This is a genomic window from Streptomyces sp. R28 (assembly GCF_041052385.1).
Lineage (GTDB): Bacteria > Actinomycetota > Actinomycetes > Streptomycetales > Streptomycetaceae > Streptomyces.
Genome location: NZ_CP163439.1, coordinates 4,019,269 through 4,033,797, shown reverse-complemented (window position 1 = coordinate 4,033,797; position 14,529 = coordinate 4,019,269). Strand labels below are relative to the sequence as shown.

Below are 14,529 nucleotides of genomic sequence, written 5' to 3'. Positions count from 1 at the left end.
CCAGGCTCGAATCCGCGGGAATCGGTGCGAAACCGCGGGGAGTTCAGCGTCCCGGTACGTACCCGCGCTGCTTGTCGACCACGTTCAGCAGTGGCCTGCCCGCCTCCCATCGCTCGTACAACTCCACGAACTGCGCGCCGAGTTCATCCCGCCAGCCGATGGTGTCCCCGCTCATGTGCGGCGAGACGATCAGACCCGGCAGCCCCCACAGCGGGCTGTCGGCGGTGAGGGGTTCGTGCTCGAAGACATCGAGCGCGGCCCCCGCGATCCAGCGCTTGGCGAGGGCCTCGGCCAGGGCGTCCTCGACGACAAGCTGCCCGCGCCCGACGTTGATGAACCGGGCGGCCGGCTGCATGACGCCGAAGCGGCGGGCGTCGAACATGCCGTACGTCTGCTCGGTGAGCGGCGCGGCCGCGATCACCCAGTCGGCACGGGCGATCAGCCGGTCGAGGTCGTCGGGGCCGTGGATGCCGGTGCGCGGGGTGCGGCCGACCAGCGCGGTGGTGATGTCGAGGGCCTTGAGCGTGCGGGCGATCGTACGGCCGATGGGCCCGGACCCGACCACGCACGCGCGCGATCCGGCCACACGCTGTCCCTCGCGGTGCCGCCACTCCCGCGAGCGCTGCAACTCCAGCGTCCTCGGCAGGTCCTTCGCCATCGCCAGCACCAGCGCGGCGACGTACTCGGCGATCGGCTGGTCGAAGACGCCGCGCGCGTTGGTGACCACGGTGTCGGACGCGGTCAGCTCCGGGCACATCAGATGGTCCACGCCCGCGCTCGCCGTGTGCACCCAGCGCGGGCGCGGACCCGCGCCGGGCCAGGCGTGGCGTACGGCGTGCGAGGCGAAGTCCCAGACCAGCAGGACGTCGGCGTGCGGCAGGCGCTCGGCGAGGGTCGACTCGTCCGCGTGCTCGACGCGGGCGCGACCGGTGAGGCGGCCGAGGCGGGGGAGGGGGTCGGTGTCGAGGACCAGGAGCGTGGGAGGGGGGTCGGAGGCGGGCGGCGGACCGGGGGTGGGTGCGGTCATGCGGAGTCGTCTCTCCGGGGGGTGCGGGGGGTCGGCTGTCGGAGTTTTACTGGAAGGGATGGCCGTCTGACATGCGAGGTTTGACCACGCTCGCACCCGAACCTACCTTCGTCAACACGGGCGTACGTACGGTCCGTTGCTCACCTGTTTCTCTTAGTGAGGGCGGTGCCTGCCATGAGCGCCATGGACATCTCCTTCCTCGGCGGCCCCCGCCCGCAGCGCGGCGTCGGAGTCATCGCCCCCTTCGACTTCGCGCTGGACCGGGAGCTGTGGCGATGGGTCCCGGACGAGGTCTCGCTGCACCTGACCCGGACGCCGTTCGTCCCGGTCGAGGTCAGCCTGGACCTCGCCCGGCTGGTCAGCGAACACGAGACGCTCGGCGACGGCGTCCGCACCCTGACCGCGATAGCGCCCGAGGTCGTCGCCTACGCCTGCACCTCCGGCAGCTTCGTCGGCGGTATCGCGGGCGAGCGGGCGATGTGCGAGGCGATGACGCGGGCGGGCGCGATACCCGCCGTCACCACGTCCGGGGCGCTGCTTGAGGCACTGGCCGAGCTCGGCGTACGGCGGGTGGCGCTGGTGACGCCGTACACCGTGTCGGTGACGCGAGCCCTCGAGGAGTACGTGGCGGAGGCGGGGGTGGCGGTCACGGGGTGCGCCTTCATGGGGCTGACACGGCACATCTGGAAGGTGCCGTACCGCGATGTGGCGGACATGGCGCGCAGGGCCGTGGGCCGCCGGGCCGACGCCCTGTTCATCAGCTGCACCAACCTCCCCACCTACGACGTGATCCCCCAACTGGAGGCGGAACTGCGCATCCCGGTCCTCTCGGCCAACCAGGTGACGATGTGGGCTGCGCTGCGCAGGCTGGGTACTCGCGCGGTGGGGCCTTATCAGGCGCTGATCGATCCGGCGGCGCGGATCGACCCGGCGACGCCGAGCGGGCCCGTGCTTCCGGACGTGCCGGATGTTCCTGAACAGGAACAGCAGTAGAAAGGCTGACATGACCGCACTCGGATTTCTCTACCCGGGCCATTCCGCCGAGGACGACTACCCACGCATCGAGCAGCTGCTCGCCAGCGACATCCGGCTCGACCTGGTGCACACCGACATCGGCGAGGACGCCCACCGGGTGGACGCGCTGCTGCGGATGGGCGCGGCCGAGCGCCTCGCCGAGGGCGTGGAGGCGCTGCGGCTGACGGGCGCCGAGGCGGTGGTGTGGGCGTGCACGTCCGGCAGCTTCGTCTACGGCTGGGAGGGCGCCCACGAGCAGGTACGCGCCCTCGCCCGCACGGCCGGGATGCCGGCGTCGTCGACCTCCTTCGCCTTCGTGCACGCGGTGCGGGAGCTCGGGGTGCGGCGGGTGGCGGTCGGGGCGACCTACCCGGACGACGTGGCGGGGCTCTTCGCCCAGTTCCTGACGGCCGGGGGCGCCGAGGTGGCCGCGGTGTCCGACTCCGGCATCATCACCGCGGCGGAGGTCGGGACCTGGGGCGAGGCCGAGGTGTTCGCGCTGGCCAAGGAGGCCGACACCGCGGATGCGGAGGCCGTGCTCCTCCCGGACACGGCCCTGCACACGGCGGCCCACATCCCGGCCCTGGAGGCCGAACTCGGCAAGCCGGTCCTCACGGCGAACCAGGTCACGGTATGGGAGGCACTGCGCCTGGCGGACCGCCGGGTGAACGCGCCGGCCATGGGGGCGCTGTTCACGCGGGAGCCGATCGTGCAGGTGTAGCGAGCGGGGTCACTTCGGCCCTGACGCGCACTCCCCGGCGCCGGTCCGCGCATCTCAGCCTGTCTGGGGGTACCCCCTCCGGGGGAGTTTGAGGACGAGGCCCGTTCAGGGCCGAAGCGGGGGTCTGGGGGCCGCAGGCCCCAGGAACCGGGGCCGAAGGGGCAGCGCCCCTGAGGATGGGACGGGTAGGGGCGGCGGGGGCGAGGGAATAAACCGGAGCCACCCTCCTGTTAACGCCGGACGCACAGTGCACACCGCACAGCGCACACCGCACGGCGAAACCGCAGGAGGCACACGTGGCGGCAGACGAAACCCAGGCCCACGAGATCCGGGGCACCACACACGGCACCGCCCCCGTCCCCCTCTCCGTACTGGACCTGGTCACAGTCAGCTCCGGCCGCAGCGCCACCGACGCCCTGCGCACCAGCGTCGAGCTCTCCCGCCTCGCGGAGTCCCGCGGCTTCCACCGCTACTGGGTCGCCGAGCACCACTCCATGCCGGGCGTGGCCTCCTCGTCCCCGGCCGTGATCCTCGCCCACATCGCCGCCCACACCGACCGCATCCGCCTCGGCTCCGGCGGCGTGATGCTCCCGAACCACGCCCCGCTCGTCATCGCGGAGCAGTTCGGCACCCTGGAGGCCATGGCCCCCGGCCGTATCGACCTCGGCCTCGGCCGCGCCCCCGGCACGGACGGCGCCACCGCAGCCGCCCTGCGCCGCACGGACCACCTGAACGAGGGCGCCGACGACTTCCCCGAGCAGTTGGCGGAGCTCACCCGCTTCCTCGACGACGACTTCCCCGACGGCCACCCCTACCGCCGTATCCACGCCGTCCCCGGCCCCGTCCAGGCGACGTCACCCGGCGGCGTCCAGTCCCCGCACCGCCCCCCGATCTGGCTCCTCGGCTCCTCCGGCTTCAGCGCCCGCCTCGCCGCCGTCCTCGGCCTGCCCTTCGCCTTCGCGCACCACTTCTCGGCGCGGAACACCATCCCGGCCCTGGACCTGTACCGGGAGTCCTTCCAGCCGTCCGCCGTGCTCGACCGGCCGTACGCCCTCATCGGCGTCTCCGCCCTCGCCACCGACGAGGAGAAGGAGGCCCGCCGCCAGGTCGAGGCCGCCGCCCTCAGCATGGTCCGGCTGCGCACCGGCCGCCCCGGCCTCATCCCCACGCCGGAGGAGGCCGAGGCATACGAATTCACCCCGCTGGAGCGCGAGTTCGCCGACTCCTGGAACGCCAACGTCGTCCACGGCACCCCCGACGAGGTCCGCGCCGGCCTCGACGACCTTCAAAAGCGCACCGGCGCCGACGAGTTGATGATCACGAGCAACGCGCCCGGCATGGACATACGCCTGCGCTCGTACGAACTCATCGCGGACGCCTACGGGTTGCCCAAGGCGTCCTGATCCTCACACCCGCACACCCAGCAACTCGGAGATGCGATCCGGCGGCACCGGCCGCGAGTAGAGCCACCCCTGGCCGGTGTCACACCCGATGCTCCGCAGTCGCGAGGCCTGCGCCAGCGTCTCCACGCACTCGGCGGTGACCGTCAGCCCCAGCCGGTGGGCGAGCTGGATCATCGCCTCGACCACGACCTCGTCGGCCGGGTTCGGCGGGACGGCGGTGCTGTTGTCGCTCTCGTACTGGAAGCCCCGTACGAAGGAGCCGTCCAGCTTCAGGACCGAGACCGGCAGGCGGCTGAGGTAGGCCAGGTTCGAGTAGCCCGTGCCGAAGTCGTCGATCGCGATGCGTACGCCCATGTCGCTGAGCGCCTGCAGGACCTGGAGCGGTCTTCCCGCCGAACCCATCACCGCCGATTCGGTGAGCTCCAACTGGAGCAGGTGCGGGGCGAGTTCCGTCTCGGCAAGGACCCGCGCCACGTCCGCGACCAGGTCGGAGTCCCAGACCTGCCGTACGGCCACGTTCACGCTGACGAAGATCGGCGGCTCATCGGGGTGTGTGACCTGCCAGGCGCGTGCCTGGCGGCAGGCGGTCGCCAGGATCCAGCGGCCGAGCGGCACGATCGAGCCGTCCTCCTCGGCCAATCCGATGAACCGATTCGGCGCCAGTACGCCGAACTGAGGATGTTTCCAGCGGACAAGCGCCTCGACACCGCGCAGCCTGCCGTCTCCCATGCTCACCAACGGCTGGTACTCCAGGGCGAATTCACCGCGGTCGATGGCCGGACGGAGGGTGGAGGCGAGGGCCTGGCGGGTCATGCGGTGGGCGTTGCGTTCGGGGTCGAAGAGCGTCCAGCGGTCCTTGCCGTCGGCCTTCGCCCAGTACAGCGTGGTGTCGGCGGCCTGCATCAGGGCGGTCGGGGTGGTGCCGGCCGCCTGGCGTTCCACGACGCCGATCGAGGCCGACACCGACAGGCGCCGGCCGGAGAGGTCGAAGGGGGCCCGCAGGGACTCCAGCACCGACTCGGCGAGGTCGGCCAGTTGCTCGGTGCCCGTCGAGTCCTCGACGAGCAGGGCGAACTCGTCACCGCCGAGCCGGGCCACCAGGGGCGGGATCGACCTGGAGTACCCCGCCTCCTCGGCGCAGCGCGTGAGCCGTTCGGCCACGGCGGCCAGCAGGCTGTCGCCGACGCGGTGGCCGAGGGTGTCGTTGATCGCCTTGAATCCGTCAAGGTCCAGGTAGCACAGGCCGATTCGGCCGGTCGTGCCGTTCTCCTCGTACGACTCCGCCTCCAGCGCGGCCGACAGTCGCTCGAAGAACAGTGTGCGGTTGGGCAGCCGGGTCACCGCGTCGTGCATCTGCAAGTGCCGCAGCTTTGCCTGGAGTTCGCGGTGGGCGCTGATGTCGGCGACGGACAGCAGGACGCCGCCCGGCTGCTCGGCGGGCAGGGGCACGACCGTGACCTGGACCCACAGGGAGTGTCCGTCCGGGTGCTTGAGGCGGCGTGTGCAGCGCAGTTGGGTCTGGCGGCCGCGCAGCACCTCGCGGTAGGCGTGCCAGGCGTGGGCGTCGGAGGTGAGGTCCACCAGGTCGGCGGCGACGGAACCGGCCAGCTCCCTGGGCGCCGTACCGAGCAGCTCGGCGAAGGCGGGGTTGGTGTCGGTGACCAGGCCCTCGCGGTCGACCACGGCCATCGCCAGAGGGGCGGCCGAGAAGGCGGAGGAGTAGGGGGGCGTCAGAGGCGGCGCCCCGGTACGGGGGGATGACTGTGCGTTACTCTCTGTGACGGCCGGCCGGATGAGGTCTGCCGTAGGCGTCGGCCCTTCGGACGTTCCGCTCACCGCTCGCTCCCGCAGTGCACTCGATCTCGGATGGGTCTCATCGGAATGGCCGGCCGGGGGGCGGTCGGCCGCCAGGCCGTGTCCGTGCAGGAAAGTGTCAGGAAAGTGTGCCGATCATAGAGGCTGCTTCCGGGCCCTTCCAGCCACTGTTCAGTGTTCCCATGTGACCCGACCTTCTGACAGATCGTTTCTGCCCGCACCTGGACGGCTTCTTCGGGCCCCCGATCGATTGTGACGTTCCGTGAGCGATTCGGTGGTGTCGATTCTGGCGATTCCTCGGCCCCCTCACCCATCCGGTGCAGGCAAACAGGGCGTAGTACGACAATCTGACTGAGGCTGGGTGCGGTGTCCCGCGAACCGCTCCCGGAGGTCCACGTGCCGCGTCAGTTCCCCCTGCTCACTGGGATGGGCCGGTTGTGGGAATGGCCCCGACTGCGCAGCACCGCCGCACTGTTCACCACGATGTCCGCGCTCGCCGCGACGTCCCTGGTCGCCGGCCCCTCGGTCGCCGAACCGTTCGACACGACGCCCTGCGCCCTCGAGCGCACCGAGGCCCACCACTCCGAGGGCCTGGACACCTGGAACGCCGCCTATCCGCGCCCGACCCGCAAACTCGACGCGGTCATGGTGTTCCTGTCCTTCCCCGACTCGGCCCCGCGGACGACACCCGCCGAACTGACGGCCGACCACTTCCCGGCCACCACCCGCTTCTTCGAACGTGCCTCCTACGGCAGATTCACCCTGCGCCCGCATCCGCTGCGGCACTGGATCCGCATGCCGAAGCCGTCCACGGCGTACGCCATACAGCGCGACTGGCGCGTCGCCGACCGGGCCGCCTATCTGCGCGACGCGCTCGCCGCGGCGGACCGGAAGGTGGACTTCTCCCGCTATGACCTCGTCTACTTCGTCGCCGACCCGGACGCGCCCGGCGTCGACTCGGACGCCACGAAGGTCGTCAACCTGGACGTCCCGCTGCGGGCCGACGGCACGAACATCCGGCGCGTCGTCACGGTGTTCGAGAACCATCCGCCGGACCGGCTGGTCCTCGCGCACGAGACCGGCCACATCTTCGACCTGCCGGACCTGTACCACCGCCCGGCGGACGGCAAGGGCGACTGGGACACCTATGTCGGCGACTGGGATCTGATGGGCAGCCAGTTCGGGATGGCGCCGGACCTGTTCGGCTGGCACAAGTGGAAGCTGGGGTGGCTGGAGCCGCGGCAGGTGGTGTGCGTGCGGGGGAGCGGAACCGGCGGCACGCGGCTGACGCTGGAGCCGTTGTCGGTGGGGCCGGGTGCCATGCCGGTGCAGCCGGGTGCGGCGGGGCCGGCGGGGGCGCCCTGGCCGCCCGCGGCGTTCGGCGCGTTCGGCGCCGCCGGTGCGTACGGCGCGCTCGGCGCCGCCGGTGCGGTCGGCGCCGTGCCGGGCTTCGGGCTGGGCCACGGCGCCAAGCTCGCCGTCGTCCGTACCGGCCCCGAAAGCGCCCTCGCCTTCGAGGTGCGCGGGCCGGTGGGCAACGATGTGCAGGCCTGTCGGCAGGGGGTGCTGGTGTACCGGGTACGCAGCCAGGCCGATTCCGGGGGCGGGCCGGTCGAGGTGATCGACGCCCACCCGCGCAGCGAGGCCTGCTGGGAGGAGTCCGTGTATCCGCCGCTCGCGGACGCGCCGGTCGGCCTCGGTGAGAGCTTCACGGTGCCCGGGGACGGTGTGCGGGTGGAGGTGGAGGGGCGTACGGCGTCGGGGGCGTGGACGGTGAAGATCACGGCGGTCAGGTAGCGCCTGCGCCGGGTTCGGGTAACGCTCGCGCCGGGGCTGGGGGTGCATGGCGGCCGGGCGGTGCGCCGGGGCGAGACGGTGCGCCGGGGCGCATGCGAAAAGCCCCTCGCTTCCGCGAGGGGCTTTCACTGTCTGTGCGCCGCCAGGGACTCGAACCCCGGACCCGCTGATGCTGCATTTCCCGGGGGCTGACCCCCGGACCCCCAGCCGCCCCTCGGGACCGGGAGGGCCCATCTCAAAAGCGAAAGCCCCCCGCAGTTGCGAGGAGCCTTCACTGTCTGTGCGCCGCCAGGGACTCGAACCCCGGACCCGCTGATTAAGAGTCAGCTGCTCTAACCAACTGAGCTAGCGGCGCCTGCTGACGTCGTAGACCTTAGCACCCTGGTCGGGGTGGGGAAAAATCGATATCCGAACGGCCGCGCGAGCCGCCCGTACGGCCGCCCAGAGCAGCACCTCGGGGCCCGGCAGCCACGGGTTACGGGTGTCGGGGGCGACCAGCCAGCGGGAGTCGGAGGGGGTGGCGGTGTCGGGCCGGGCCGGCACGGTCACCGCGTCTCCCGTGCCGTGGCACAGCAGCGGCGGGACGTCGCCCGCGCGGCCCAACTCCTCCCACCGCAGCAGCGAGGGCAGCCGCTGGGCCGTGCCGGGCGCGGCGAACAGCAGCATCCGGCCCCGGAACATCGCCACCGGCCCTGAACCGGGCCCCTCCTCCCACAGCCGGTCGACCATCCGGCGCCCGAAGATCGCGGGCGCGCTCACGATGTCGAAGACGGAGCCGCAGGCCAGGACCACGGGGGCCTGAGGCCGCTCGTCCCAGAGCGCCCGGATGCTGCGCGGATACGGTTCTGCGGAGGCAAGCCAGGCGGCGCCGTCCGCGGTGAGGGAGGCGGGGGAGGACTGGGCGTTGCGAGCGCTGCTCATGGCAGATACATCTACCGAGGGTGAGCGCACCGTTCCCGAGAGTTCCCGGAAATCGGGACAGGGTGGGGTGGCAGGGCGTATCTTGCCCGCCTGGCATATGCCCATGGGGCACCCGCGTGGGTCCGCATCGGTCCGCGTCGGTCCGTGTCGGTCACACCGGGTCGACGTGCCCGGGCCCCTCGACCCCCCGCATGAGATCCCTGCCGAACTCCACCATCTTCTTGGCGTAGTCCTCGGTCCACTCGGCCTGCGCGGCGATGTCGGCGGGCGTCAGCCGGTCGAACCGCCGGGGGTCCGCCAGCTGGGCCGCCGCGATGGCCTGGAACTCCACCGCACGGTCCGTCGCCGCCCGGAACGCCTGCGTCAGCTCGGTCGCCCGCGCCAGCAGCGCCCGCGGGTCGTCGATCGACTCCAGGTCGAAGAAGTGCTCCGGGTCGGCGGCCACCTGCGCGGGCTCGAAGAGCAGGGGCGCGGGGCGTAGCCGCGGTTCGCTCCGACGCGGCGTGGGCTCCGCCATGTTCTCTCCTTCTCTTGCATCACCGATCTCGTACGTCACCGATCTCATTGCTCCCCGGCGACCAACCCCCGCAACCGGGCATCCCCCAGCGGACCGGTCCACCGTCCATTGTCCCGCGCCCGCGCAAGTGGGTGGCGGGACAGGTCAGCCGGGCTGCCGCTTGCCTGCCGTCCTCGTTCACGGCCGCCACGCCACCCGATGCTCCGCGAGCCGCGCCAACACCGCGTGATTCGCCTCCCAACCATCAGGAAACTTCACCACTGTCCCCAGCTGCACCGGCTCTGTCGACGGGTAGTCGTCCAGCAGCTCGCTCACCCCGGCCCGGCACACCACGATGCACGCGTGCCGGTGGCGGGAGGCGAGGACGCACAGGCGGCCCGTCTCCAGGTGGAAGGCGGTGGCGTCAGGGCGGCCGGAGAGGGGGTGGAGGACCACGGTCACGTCGTACTCGCGGCCCTGGAGGCGGTTAGCGGTGTCGACGGTGACGTCCGTCACGCCCAGCTCGGCGAGTGCCGCCCGGACCGCCGCCGCCTGGTCGCGATGGGCCGTGCCGACCGCGATCCGGTCGGCGGTGAGGGGCGTGGGATCGGGCGAGCGCTCCGACGTCGCCGCGCCGCCGCGGTCCAGGAGGCGCCGTACGACCGTCGCCAACGCCCTCACCGCCTCGGGGTCCGTGCGCGGCGTGTGCCGGGCGGGCAGCTCCAGCAGCCCCCAGCCCGCCTCCGCCGCCTCGTCGATCACCCGGTCCGGCCCCGAGCCGTCCGACGGGACCGCGAAGGACAGGCGGCGGTCGTCGTGGCCCGTGCCGCTGCGGAACGGCGTGTACGGGTAGAAGGCGTCGGAGACGAGGGGCGCGGCGGACGCGGGGAGCCGCCAGGACACCGGCAGGCGGTGTTGCGGCAGCTCGGGGTTGTGGGCGAGGAGGGTGGTCACGGCGGACGCCGACGGGTCGTACGACAGGCCCGCCCACTGCTCGCTGCCCACGATCGCGAACGGGTCCAGCTGGCCCGGGTCGCCTACGAACAGCGCCCGCTCGAACAGCCCGGCCACGGCGAGCAGCGAGTCCGAGCGCATCTGGTACGCCTCGTCCACGATCGCGTGCCGCCACGGCTCGTCGACCTTGACGTGCCCCCACTTGGCCGCCGTGGAGATGACGACCGAGAGGCCGCTCAGGTCGCCCGCCTTCGCCGACTTGCGTACGTTCGGCAGGTCGTCCAGCGCCTTGTCGTACGGGTCGGCGTCGCTGCTGTGCAGCCGGCCCACCGGCAGCTCGGGGTTCTTCTCGGCGAGCCTCAGCACCAGGTCGTCGACCTGGGCGTTGGTCTGCGCGACGACCATCAGCGGGCGTCCCGCCTCTGCGAGTTCGAGGGCCGCGCGGACGACGAGTGTGGATTTGCCGGCGCCGGGCGGGGAGTCGACGACGACACCGCGCGCGGTGCCGTGCAGCGTGTCGCGGAGGATCGAGTCGGTGGCCTTCGTCGCCGCGGCACCGGGGTCGAACACGGTGGTCACAGCACGTCCTCCTGGGTCAGGGGATCGGCTGCCTCGGGCACCTGTTCCCCGGGCGGACCGCCGTGCGTCCACGGCGTCTGCTCCGGGTCGGGCAGCTTCGCGCCGCCCCGCTGCTCGTGCTCGAACAGCGTGAAGCAGATCAGGTCGCCCTTCTCCGGCACCGACCCCTCCTCCGGCTCCTTGCCGCGGCCCATCTTGTCCAGCACCCGCAGCAGCACGAGCGCGCCCCCGTCCTCGCTGTCCCCCTCGTACCCGACGAACTCCGCCGACTGAGGCTTTCCGCCCAGCGAGCGGAACACCTTGGCCCGCTCGCCCAGGTGCGGCCGGTCGTCCGTGCGGACGGTGACCAGCGGGCGCGGGCTCGGCCGCTTGCCCTCGCTGTACGCCATCACGACCTCGGTGACCTCGCCAGCGAACGCCTCCCCGGCCAGCCGCCGCCCCGCCATCACCAGCGGGTCGTCGAGCGCCTCCTGGGCCTCCAGCCGGGCCTGTTCGCGCTCGCGCGCGGCGAGCTTGTTGGCGGCGGTGACCGCGTCGTCGCGGCGGGGCTGCGGGGGCTCGCCGGCGAGGACACGGTCGCGGTGGCCGGTGAAGGACCAGCGGTCGCGGGTCCACCGCTCCTCGACCCGCGCGGCCTCCGGCAGCTCCCGCAGCAGCTCCAGGCCGCGCCACACCGCGTCCCAGGTGGGCCGGGTCCGGCTCTCGACGAGGGCGCGGATCTCCCGCTCGGCGGCGGTGAGGTCACCGAGCCGGTCGTCGGCCTCCAGCCCGTCCTCGGCGGCGGCGAGGGCGGTGCGGGCGCGGTCGTAGCGCTCGATGGCGGGGGCGAGCAGCTTGTTGTCGAACGCCGGGTCGGTGGCGGGACCGGCGGGCGGGCACAGCAGCTGGCCCTCCCGGTCCCGCGCGAGCTCCGCCCGCAGCGCCGCCTCGGCCCCCGTCGAAGCCGACGGGGGAGGGTCGATCCAGGCCAGCAGCGCGCCCAGGTGCTGGTCCTCCAGGGTGGACTGGCCGGTCGCCCAGTGCCGGGCCAGTACGTCGGTCATGGCGAGCAGCAGCGAGGAGCCGGGCACGCGGGCCCGCTCGCCGAAGTGGGTCAGCCAGCGGCCGAGCAACGGCACGCGCGGGGGCGCCGGGTAGGGGGCCTCCGGGTCCTGCTCCGCCGTACGCCGGAAGCGCATCGAGCGGCCCAGTAGCCGTACGAAGTCGATGCCCGCGCGGCTCGGCACGATCAACTGCGGGGCGTCCGCGCACAGTTCGACCTCGACCTTGACCCGCTTGCCGGTCTCCGGATCGGTCTCGTTGCGCTCGGCCGCCTCCACGTCCTCGGCATAGGTGTCGATGTACGGCAGGACGATGTCCGCCAGCTCGGACAGGAACGCGAACCTGAGGTCCCGGTCGCGCGGCTGCGGGACGACCAACAGGTGCGGGGCGTCCCGGTCCGTGCCGACCAGCGCACCGAGCGGGGCACCGGCCTCACCGGCGGTGGTGAGGGGCACGAAGACCAGGGGCCGCTCGGACAGGCGCCGGTGGCGGACGGTGGCGGCGGGCTGGGCGCGGCCGGTGCTGACCGCTTCGAGGCGGGCGAGGGTGGCGATCAGTGACATGAAGCCACCGCCTCCGTGCCGAGGGCCTCGGCACGCAGGCGCGCCGCCCTGCGCAGGGCCGCCACCGCAGGGTCGTCCGGGTCGCCGGACTCGCCGCGGGCCGCCGACAGGACGTCCTCGACCGTGGTCAGGCCGCCCAGCTCGGCCCGCACCGAGCGGCCCAGCGACGTCACCGCGCCGGACGCGCGGGCACGGCCGCGGCAGTGGAAGGCCAGCTCGCAGGCGGACAGGCACTCGGGCGCGTACGTCGCCGGTACCGACTCGACCGCTGCCGTCAGGTCGGTGGCCGGCAGCTCGGGGGAGAAGCAGGCGCCCTCGGGGAGCGTGTCGGCGATGTCCTCGATGCGGGTGAGGCGGGCCAGCTGGCGGGCGGTCACCGCGCGCTGCTTGCGGACGTCGACGGCGGAGGCGGTGGGGAGGTTGGAGAAGTCCTTGGGGCAGACGAGGAGGACGCGGTGGCGCACGCGCGGGGCGGGGGCGTCTCCTGAGGCGCTCCGCCTCCCGGGCGCCTCGGCCTCCGGCTCCGCGCCGAGCCGGGCGGCGATCTGCTCCAGCGCCAGCACGTACACCGCCGACTGCCGGGCGGCCGCGCCCACCTTGGCGGGGTCCGCCGAACCGTCCAGCATCGGGAACGACTTGATCTCCACGACCGTCCAGCTGCCGTCCGGGTGCACGACCACCGCGTCCGGCTCCAGGAAGGCGGGCGAGCCGGCGACGTCCAGCGCGAGCATCGGGTGGTCGAACAGGGTCCACTCACCGCGGGCCTCGGTGGCCTCCCGCAGCGCCAGTGCCGTACGGGCTGTGCGGCCCTCGGGGCCGATCGCGGTGAGCTCGGGCACGCGCGCGTGGGCGGGCGGCTCGGCGGAACGGTCCAGCTTCTCGTGCACCAGGCGCAGCAGCTCCGCGCCGCCGTCCGCCTTGACCTTGGCCTCGAAGGCGTTCCCGCGCGTGAAGGCGAACTGTGACTGTCCGAAGGCGGACGGCGAGCCCAGCGCGCTCGCCAGTGCCGCCTTGTTCACCCCGGCCCCGTCCAGGATCGCGCGGCGCTTGCAGCCGGGGTTGGCGGCGAGGGCGGCCAGGGCGCGCGCGTCCAGCGCCTTGGCCGGTACGTCAGGACCGCGCAGTTCAGCGAGCCGGTGCCGGAGCGCCGTCCCCCGCGTCCTGGGGGGAGGCACTCGGCTCGGCTCCGGATCCGAACCGGGACTCGCGCTGCCGTGGAATTCGCTCACCCGCGGAAGTCTGGCATCCGCCACTGACAATTGAGGAAGAAGCGTCGTCGGAGGCCACTGCGACGGTGTCCCGGGCACTGTCCGGGGCACCCTTCGTGACCGTGCCGGCGGAGGCCGTCGCGACGGGGGCCGTCTCCACTCCGAACCGTGCCCGGACCCGGTCCGCGGTCCGCAGGACGTAGGGCGCCAGCAGCAGCCCGACGCCCATCACCGCGGCGCCCGCGGCCGCGTCGAGGAAGTAGTGGTTGGCGGTGCCCATCACGACGATCGTGGTGATCAGGGGGTAGGCGACCGCCGCCGCCTTCGTGAGGCGCGTCCCGCCGTACCGCCACAGCATCACCCCGCACCACAGCGCCCAGCCGACGTGCAGGCTCGGCATGGCCGCGTACTGGTTCGTCATGCCGCCCATGCCCCGGGGCGCGCTGGCCTCGCCGCCCCACCAGCCGTAGGAGCTGTACTGGGCCATCGTGTCCACGAAGCCGTAGCTCTCGGCGAGCAGCCGGGGCGGGCAGGTGGGCAGCAGGGTGAAGCCGATCAGGCCTATGAAGGTCGACGTCATCAGCCAGGTGCGGGCCGCGCGGTAGTGCACGGTGCGGGACCTGAAGATCCAGACCAGGATCGCGGGCGTGACCAGGTAGTGCAGCGACGCGTACCAGAAGTCGGCCGGGATGCCGAGCCAGGGCTCGCGGGTGAAGAGGCGGTTGAGCGGGTGCTCCGCGTTGAGGTACAGGGCCTTCTCGATGTCCAGGATCGCGAGGCCGTGGTCCACGGCATGGCTGACATCGCCCCGGGCGAGGAGCCGGCCCGCCGAATAGCAGGCGTAGACCAGCAGTATCAGCGGCAGCTCGGTCCACCAGCGCAGGCGGGTCCGCGGCGTCGCCTCCACGCCAGCTGTCTCGGCGTGTGGCATCAGATCGCCTCCCCCTTCTTGTCGCGGCGCCCGGTGGACCGGTCGAACCACTTTACGGT

The 14,529-nt window shown here is 72.7% G+C and carries 12 protein-coding genes and 1 tRNA gene; 4 read left to right on the top strand and 9 right to left on the bottom strand.

Annotated features, from left to right (window positions below; all coding sequences use genetic code 11):
- Positions 1 to 43 precede the first annotated feature (43 nt).
- Positions 44 to 1,027, bottom strand: a complete 984-nt coding sequence (locus AB5J49_RS17770; protein WP_369169610.1) for a D-2-hydroxyacid dehydrogenase — start codon at positions 1,025 to 1,027, stop codon at positions 44 to 46.
- A 183-nt stretch (positions 1,028 to 1,210) separates the two neighbouring features.
- Here AB5J49_RS17770 and AB5J49_RS17765 point away from each other — a divergent pair, with 183 nt between their 5' ends.
- From AB5J49_RS17765 to AB5J49_RS17755, 3 genes are all read left to right on the top strand, one after another.
- Complete coding sequence (locus tag AB5J49_RS17765; protein WP_369175173.1) at positions 1,211 to 2,020, top strand: aspartate/glutamate racemase family protein; 810 nt, start codon at positions 1,211 to 1,213, stop codon at positions 2,018 to 2,020.
- Positions 2,021 to 2,030: 10 nt separating this feature from the next.
- Positions 2,031 to 2,762 carry a decarboxylase gene (locus AB5J49_RS17760; protein WP_369169609.1) on the top strand — a complete coding sequence of 244 codons (732 nt, stop codon included), beginning with the start codon at positions 2,031 to 2,033 and terminating at the stop codon, positions 2,760 to 2,762.
- 296 nt (positions 2,763 to 3,058) lie between these two features.
- The gene (locus AB5J49_RS17755) at positions 3,059 to 4,165 is read left to right on the top strand and encodes an LLM class flavin-dependent oxidoreductase (RefSeq protein WP_369169608.1); all 1,107 of its coding nucleotides are present in this window, start codon (positions 3,059 to 3,061) and stop codon (positions 4,163 to 4,165) included.
- Between the two features lie 3 nt (positions 4,166 to 4,168).
- On the opposite strand, the gene AB5J49_RS17750 is transcribed toward AB5J49_RS17755, so the two are convergent.
- Positions 4,169 to 6,001 (bottom strand): putative bifunctional diguanylate cyclase/phosphodiesterase, encoded by a 1,833-nt coding sequence (locus tag AB5J49_RS17750; protein ID WP_369169607.1) that lies wholly within the window; start codon positions 5,999 to 6,001, stop codon positions 4,169 to 4,171.
- Positions 6,002 to 6,346: 345 nt separating this feature from the next.
- On the opposite strand from AB5J49_RS17750, the gene AB5J49_RS17745 reads away from it, so the two are divergent.
- Positions 6,347 to 7,777: a M6 family metalloprotease domain-containing protein gene (locus AB5J49_RS17745; RefSeq protein ID WP_369169606.1), complete on the top strand. Its 1,431-nt coding sequence runs from the start codon at positions 6,347 to 6,349 to the stop codon at positions 7,775 to 7,777.
- A gap of 281 nt (positions 7,778 to 8,058) precedes the next feature.
- Here AB5J49_RS17745 and AB5J49_RS17740 read toward each other — a convergent pair.
- The 7 genes from AB5J49_RS17740 to AB5J49_RS17710 all read right to left on the bottom strand — a co-directional run bounded on the left by AB5J49_RS17740 (position 8,059) and on the right by AB5J49_RS17710 (position 14,470).
- Positions 8,059 to 8,132, bottom strand: a tRNA-Lys gene (locus tag AB5J49_RS17740).
- The gene (locus AB5J49_RS17735) at positions 8,123 to 8,698 is read right to left on the bottom strand and encodes a bifunctional DNA primase/polymerase (RefSeq protein WP_369169605.1); all 576 of its coding nucleotides are present in this window, start codon (positions 8,696 to 8,698) and stop codon (positions 8,123 to 8,125) included. Before AB5J49_RS17735 ends, AB5J49_RS17740 begins: the two co-directional genes overlap by 10 nt.
- A gap of 151 nt (positions 8,699 to 8,849) precedes the next feature.
- The gene (locus tag AB5J49_RS17730) at positions 8,850 to 9,215 is read right to left on the bottom strand and encodes a hypothetical protein (protein ID WP_369169604.1); all 366 of its coding nucleotides are present in this window, start codon (positions 9,213 to 9,215) and stop codon (positions 8,850 to 8,852) included.
- A gap of 177 nt (positions 9,216 to 9,392) precedes the next feature.
- Complete coding sequence (locus AB5J49_RS17725) at positions 9,393 to 10,727, bottom strand: AAA family ATPase (protein WP_369169603.1); 1,335 nt, start codon at positions 10,725 to 10,727, stop codon at positions 9,393 to 9,395.
- Positions 10,724 to 12,331 carry a hypothetical protein gene (locus AB5J49_RS17720; RefSeq protein ID WP_369169602.1) on the bottom strand — a complete coding sequence of 536 codons (1,608 nt, stop codon included), beginning with the start codon at positions 12,329 to 12,331 and terminating at the stop codon, positions 10,724 to 10,726. The genes AB5J49_RS17725 and AB5J49_RS17720 overlap by 4 nt, the downstream gene beginning before the upstream one ends.
- Positions 12,322 to 13,506, bottom strand: a complete 1,185-nt coding sequence (locus tag AB5J49_RS17715; protein WP_369169601.1) for a hypothetical protein — start codon at positions 13,504 to 13,506, stop codon at positions 12,322 to 12,324. Before AB5J49_RS17715 ends, AB5J49_RS17720 begins: the two co-directional genes overlap by 10 nt.
- The gene (locus tag AB5J49_RS17710) at positions 13,457 to 14,470 is read right to left on the bottom strand and encodes a phosphatase PAP2 family protein (protein WP_369169600.1); all 1,014 of its coding nucleotides are present in this window, start codon (positions 14,468 to 14,470) and stop codon (positions 13,457 to 13,459) included. Before AB5J49_RS17710 ends, AB5J49_RS17715 begins: the two co-directional genes overlap by 50 nt.
- Positions 14,471 to 14,529 lie beyond the last annotated feature (59 nt).

Bases quoted from the DNA above. Each gene is read 5' to 3' on its own strand.
- AB5J49_RS17770 (WP_369169610.1), bottom strand. From the start codon at position 1,027: ATGACCGCACCCACCCCCGGTCCGCCGCCCGCCTCCGACCCCCCTCCC.
- AB5J49_RS17765 (WP_369175173.1), top strand. From the start codon at position 1,211: ATGGACATCTCCTTCCTCGGCGGCCCCCGCCCGCAGCGCGGCGTCGGA.
- AB5J49_RS17760 (WP_369169609.1), top strand. From the start codon at position 2,031: ATGACCGCACTCGGATTTCTCTACCCGGGCCATTCCGCCGAGGACGAC.
- AB5J49_RS17735 (WP_369169605.1), bottom strand. From the start codon at position 8,698: ATGAGCAGCGCTCGCAACGCCCAGTCCTCCCCCGCCTCCCTCACCGCG.
- AB5J49_RS17730 (WP_369169604.1), bottom strand. From the start codon at position 9,215: ATGGCGGAGCCCACGCCGCGTCGGAGCGAACCGCGGCTACGCCCCGCG.
- AB5J49_RS17720 (WP_369169602.1), bottom strand. From the start codon at position 12,331: ATGTCACTGATCGCCACCCTCGCCCGCCTCGAAGCGGTCAGCACCGGC.
- AB5J49_RS17710 (WP_369169600.1), bottom strand. From the start codon at position 14,470: ATGCCACACGCCGAGACAGCTGGCGTGGAGGCGACGCCGCGGACCCGC.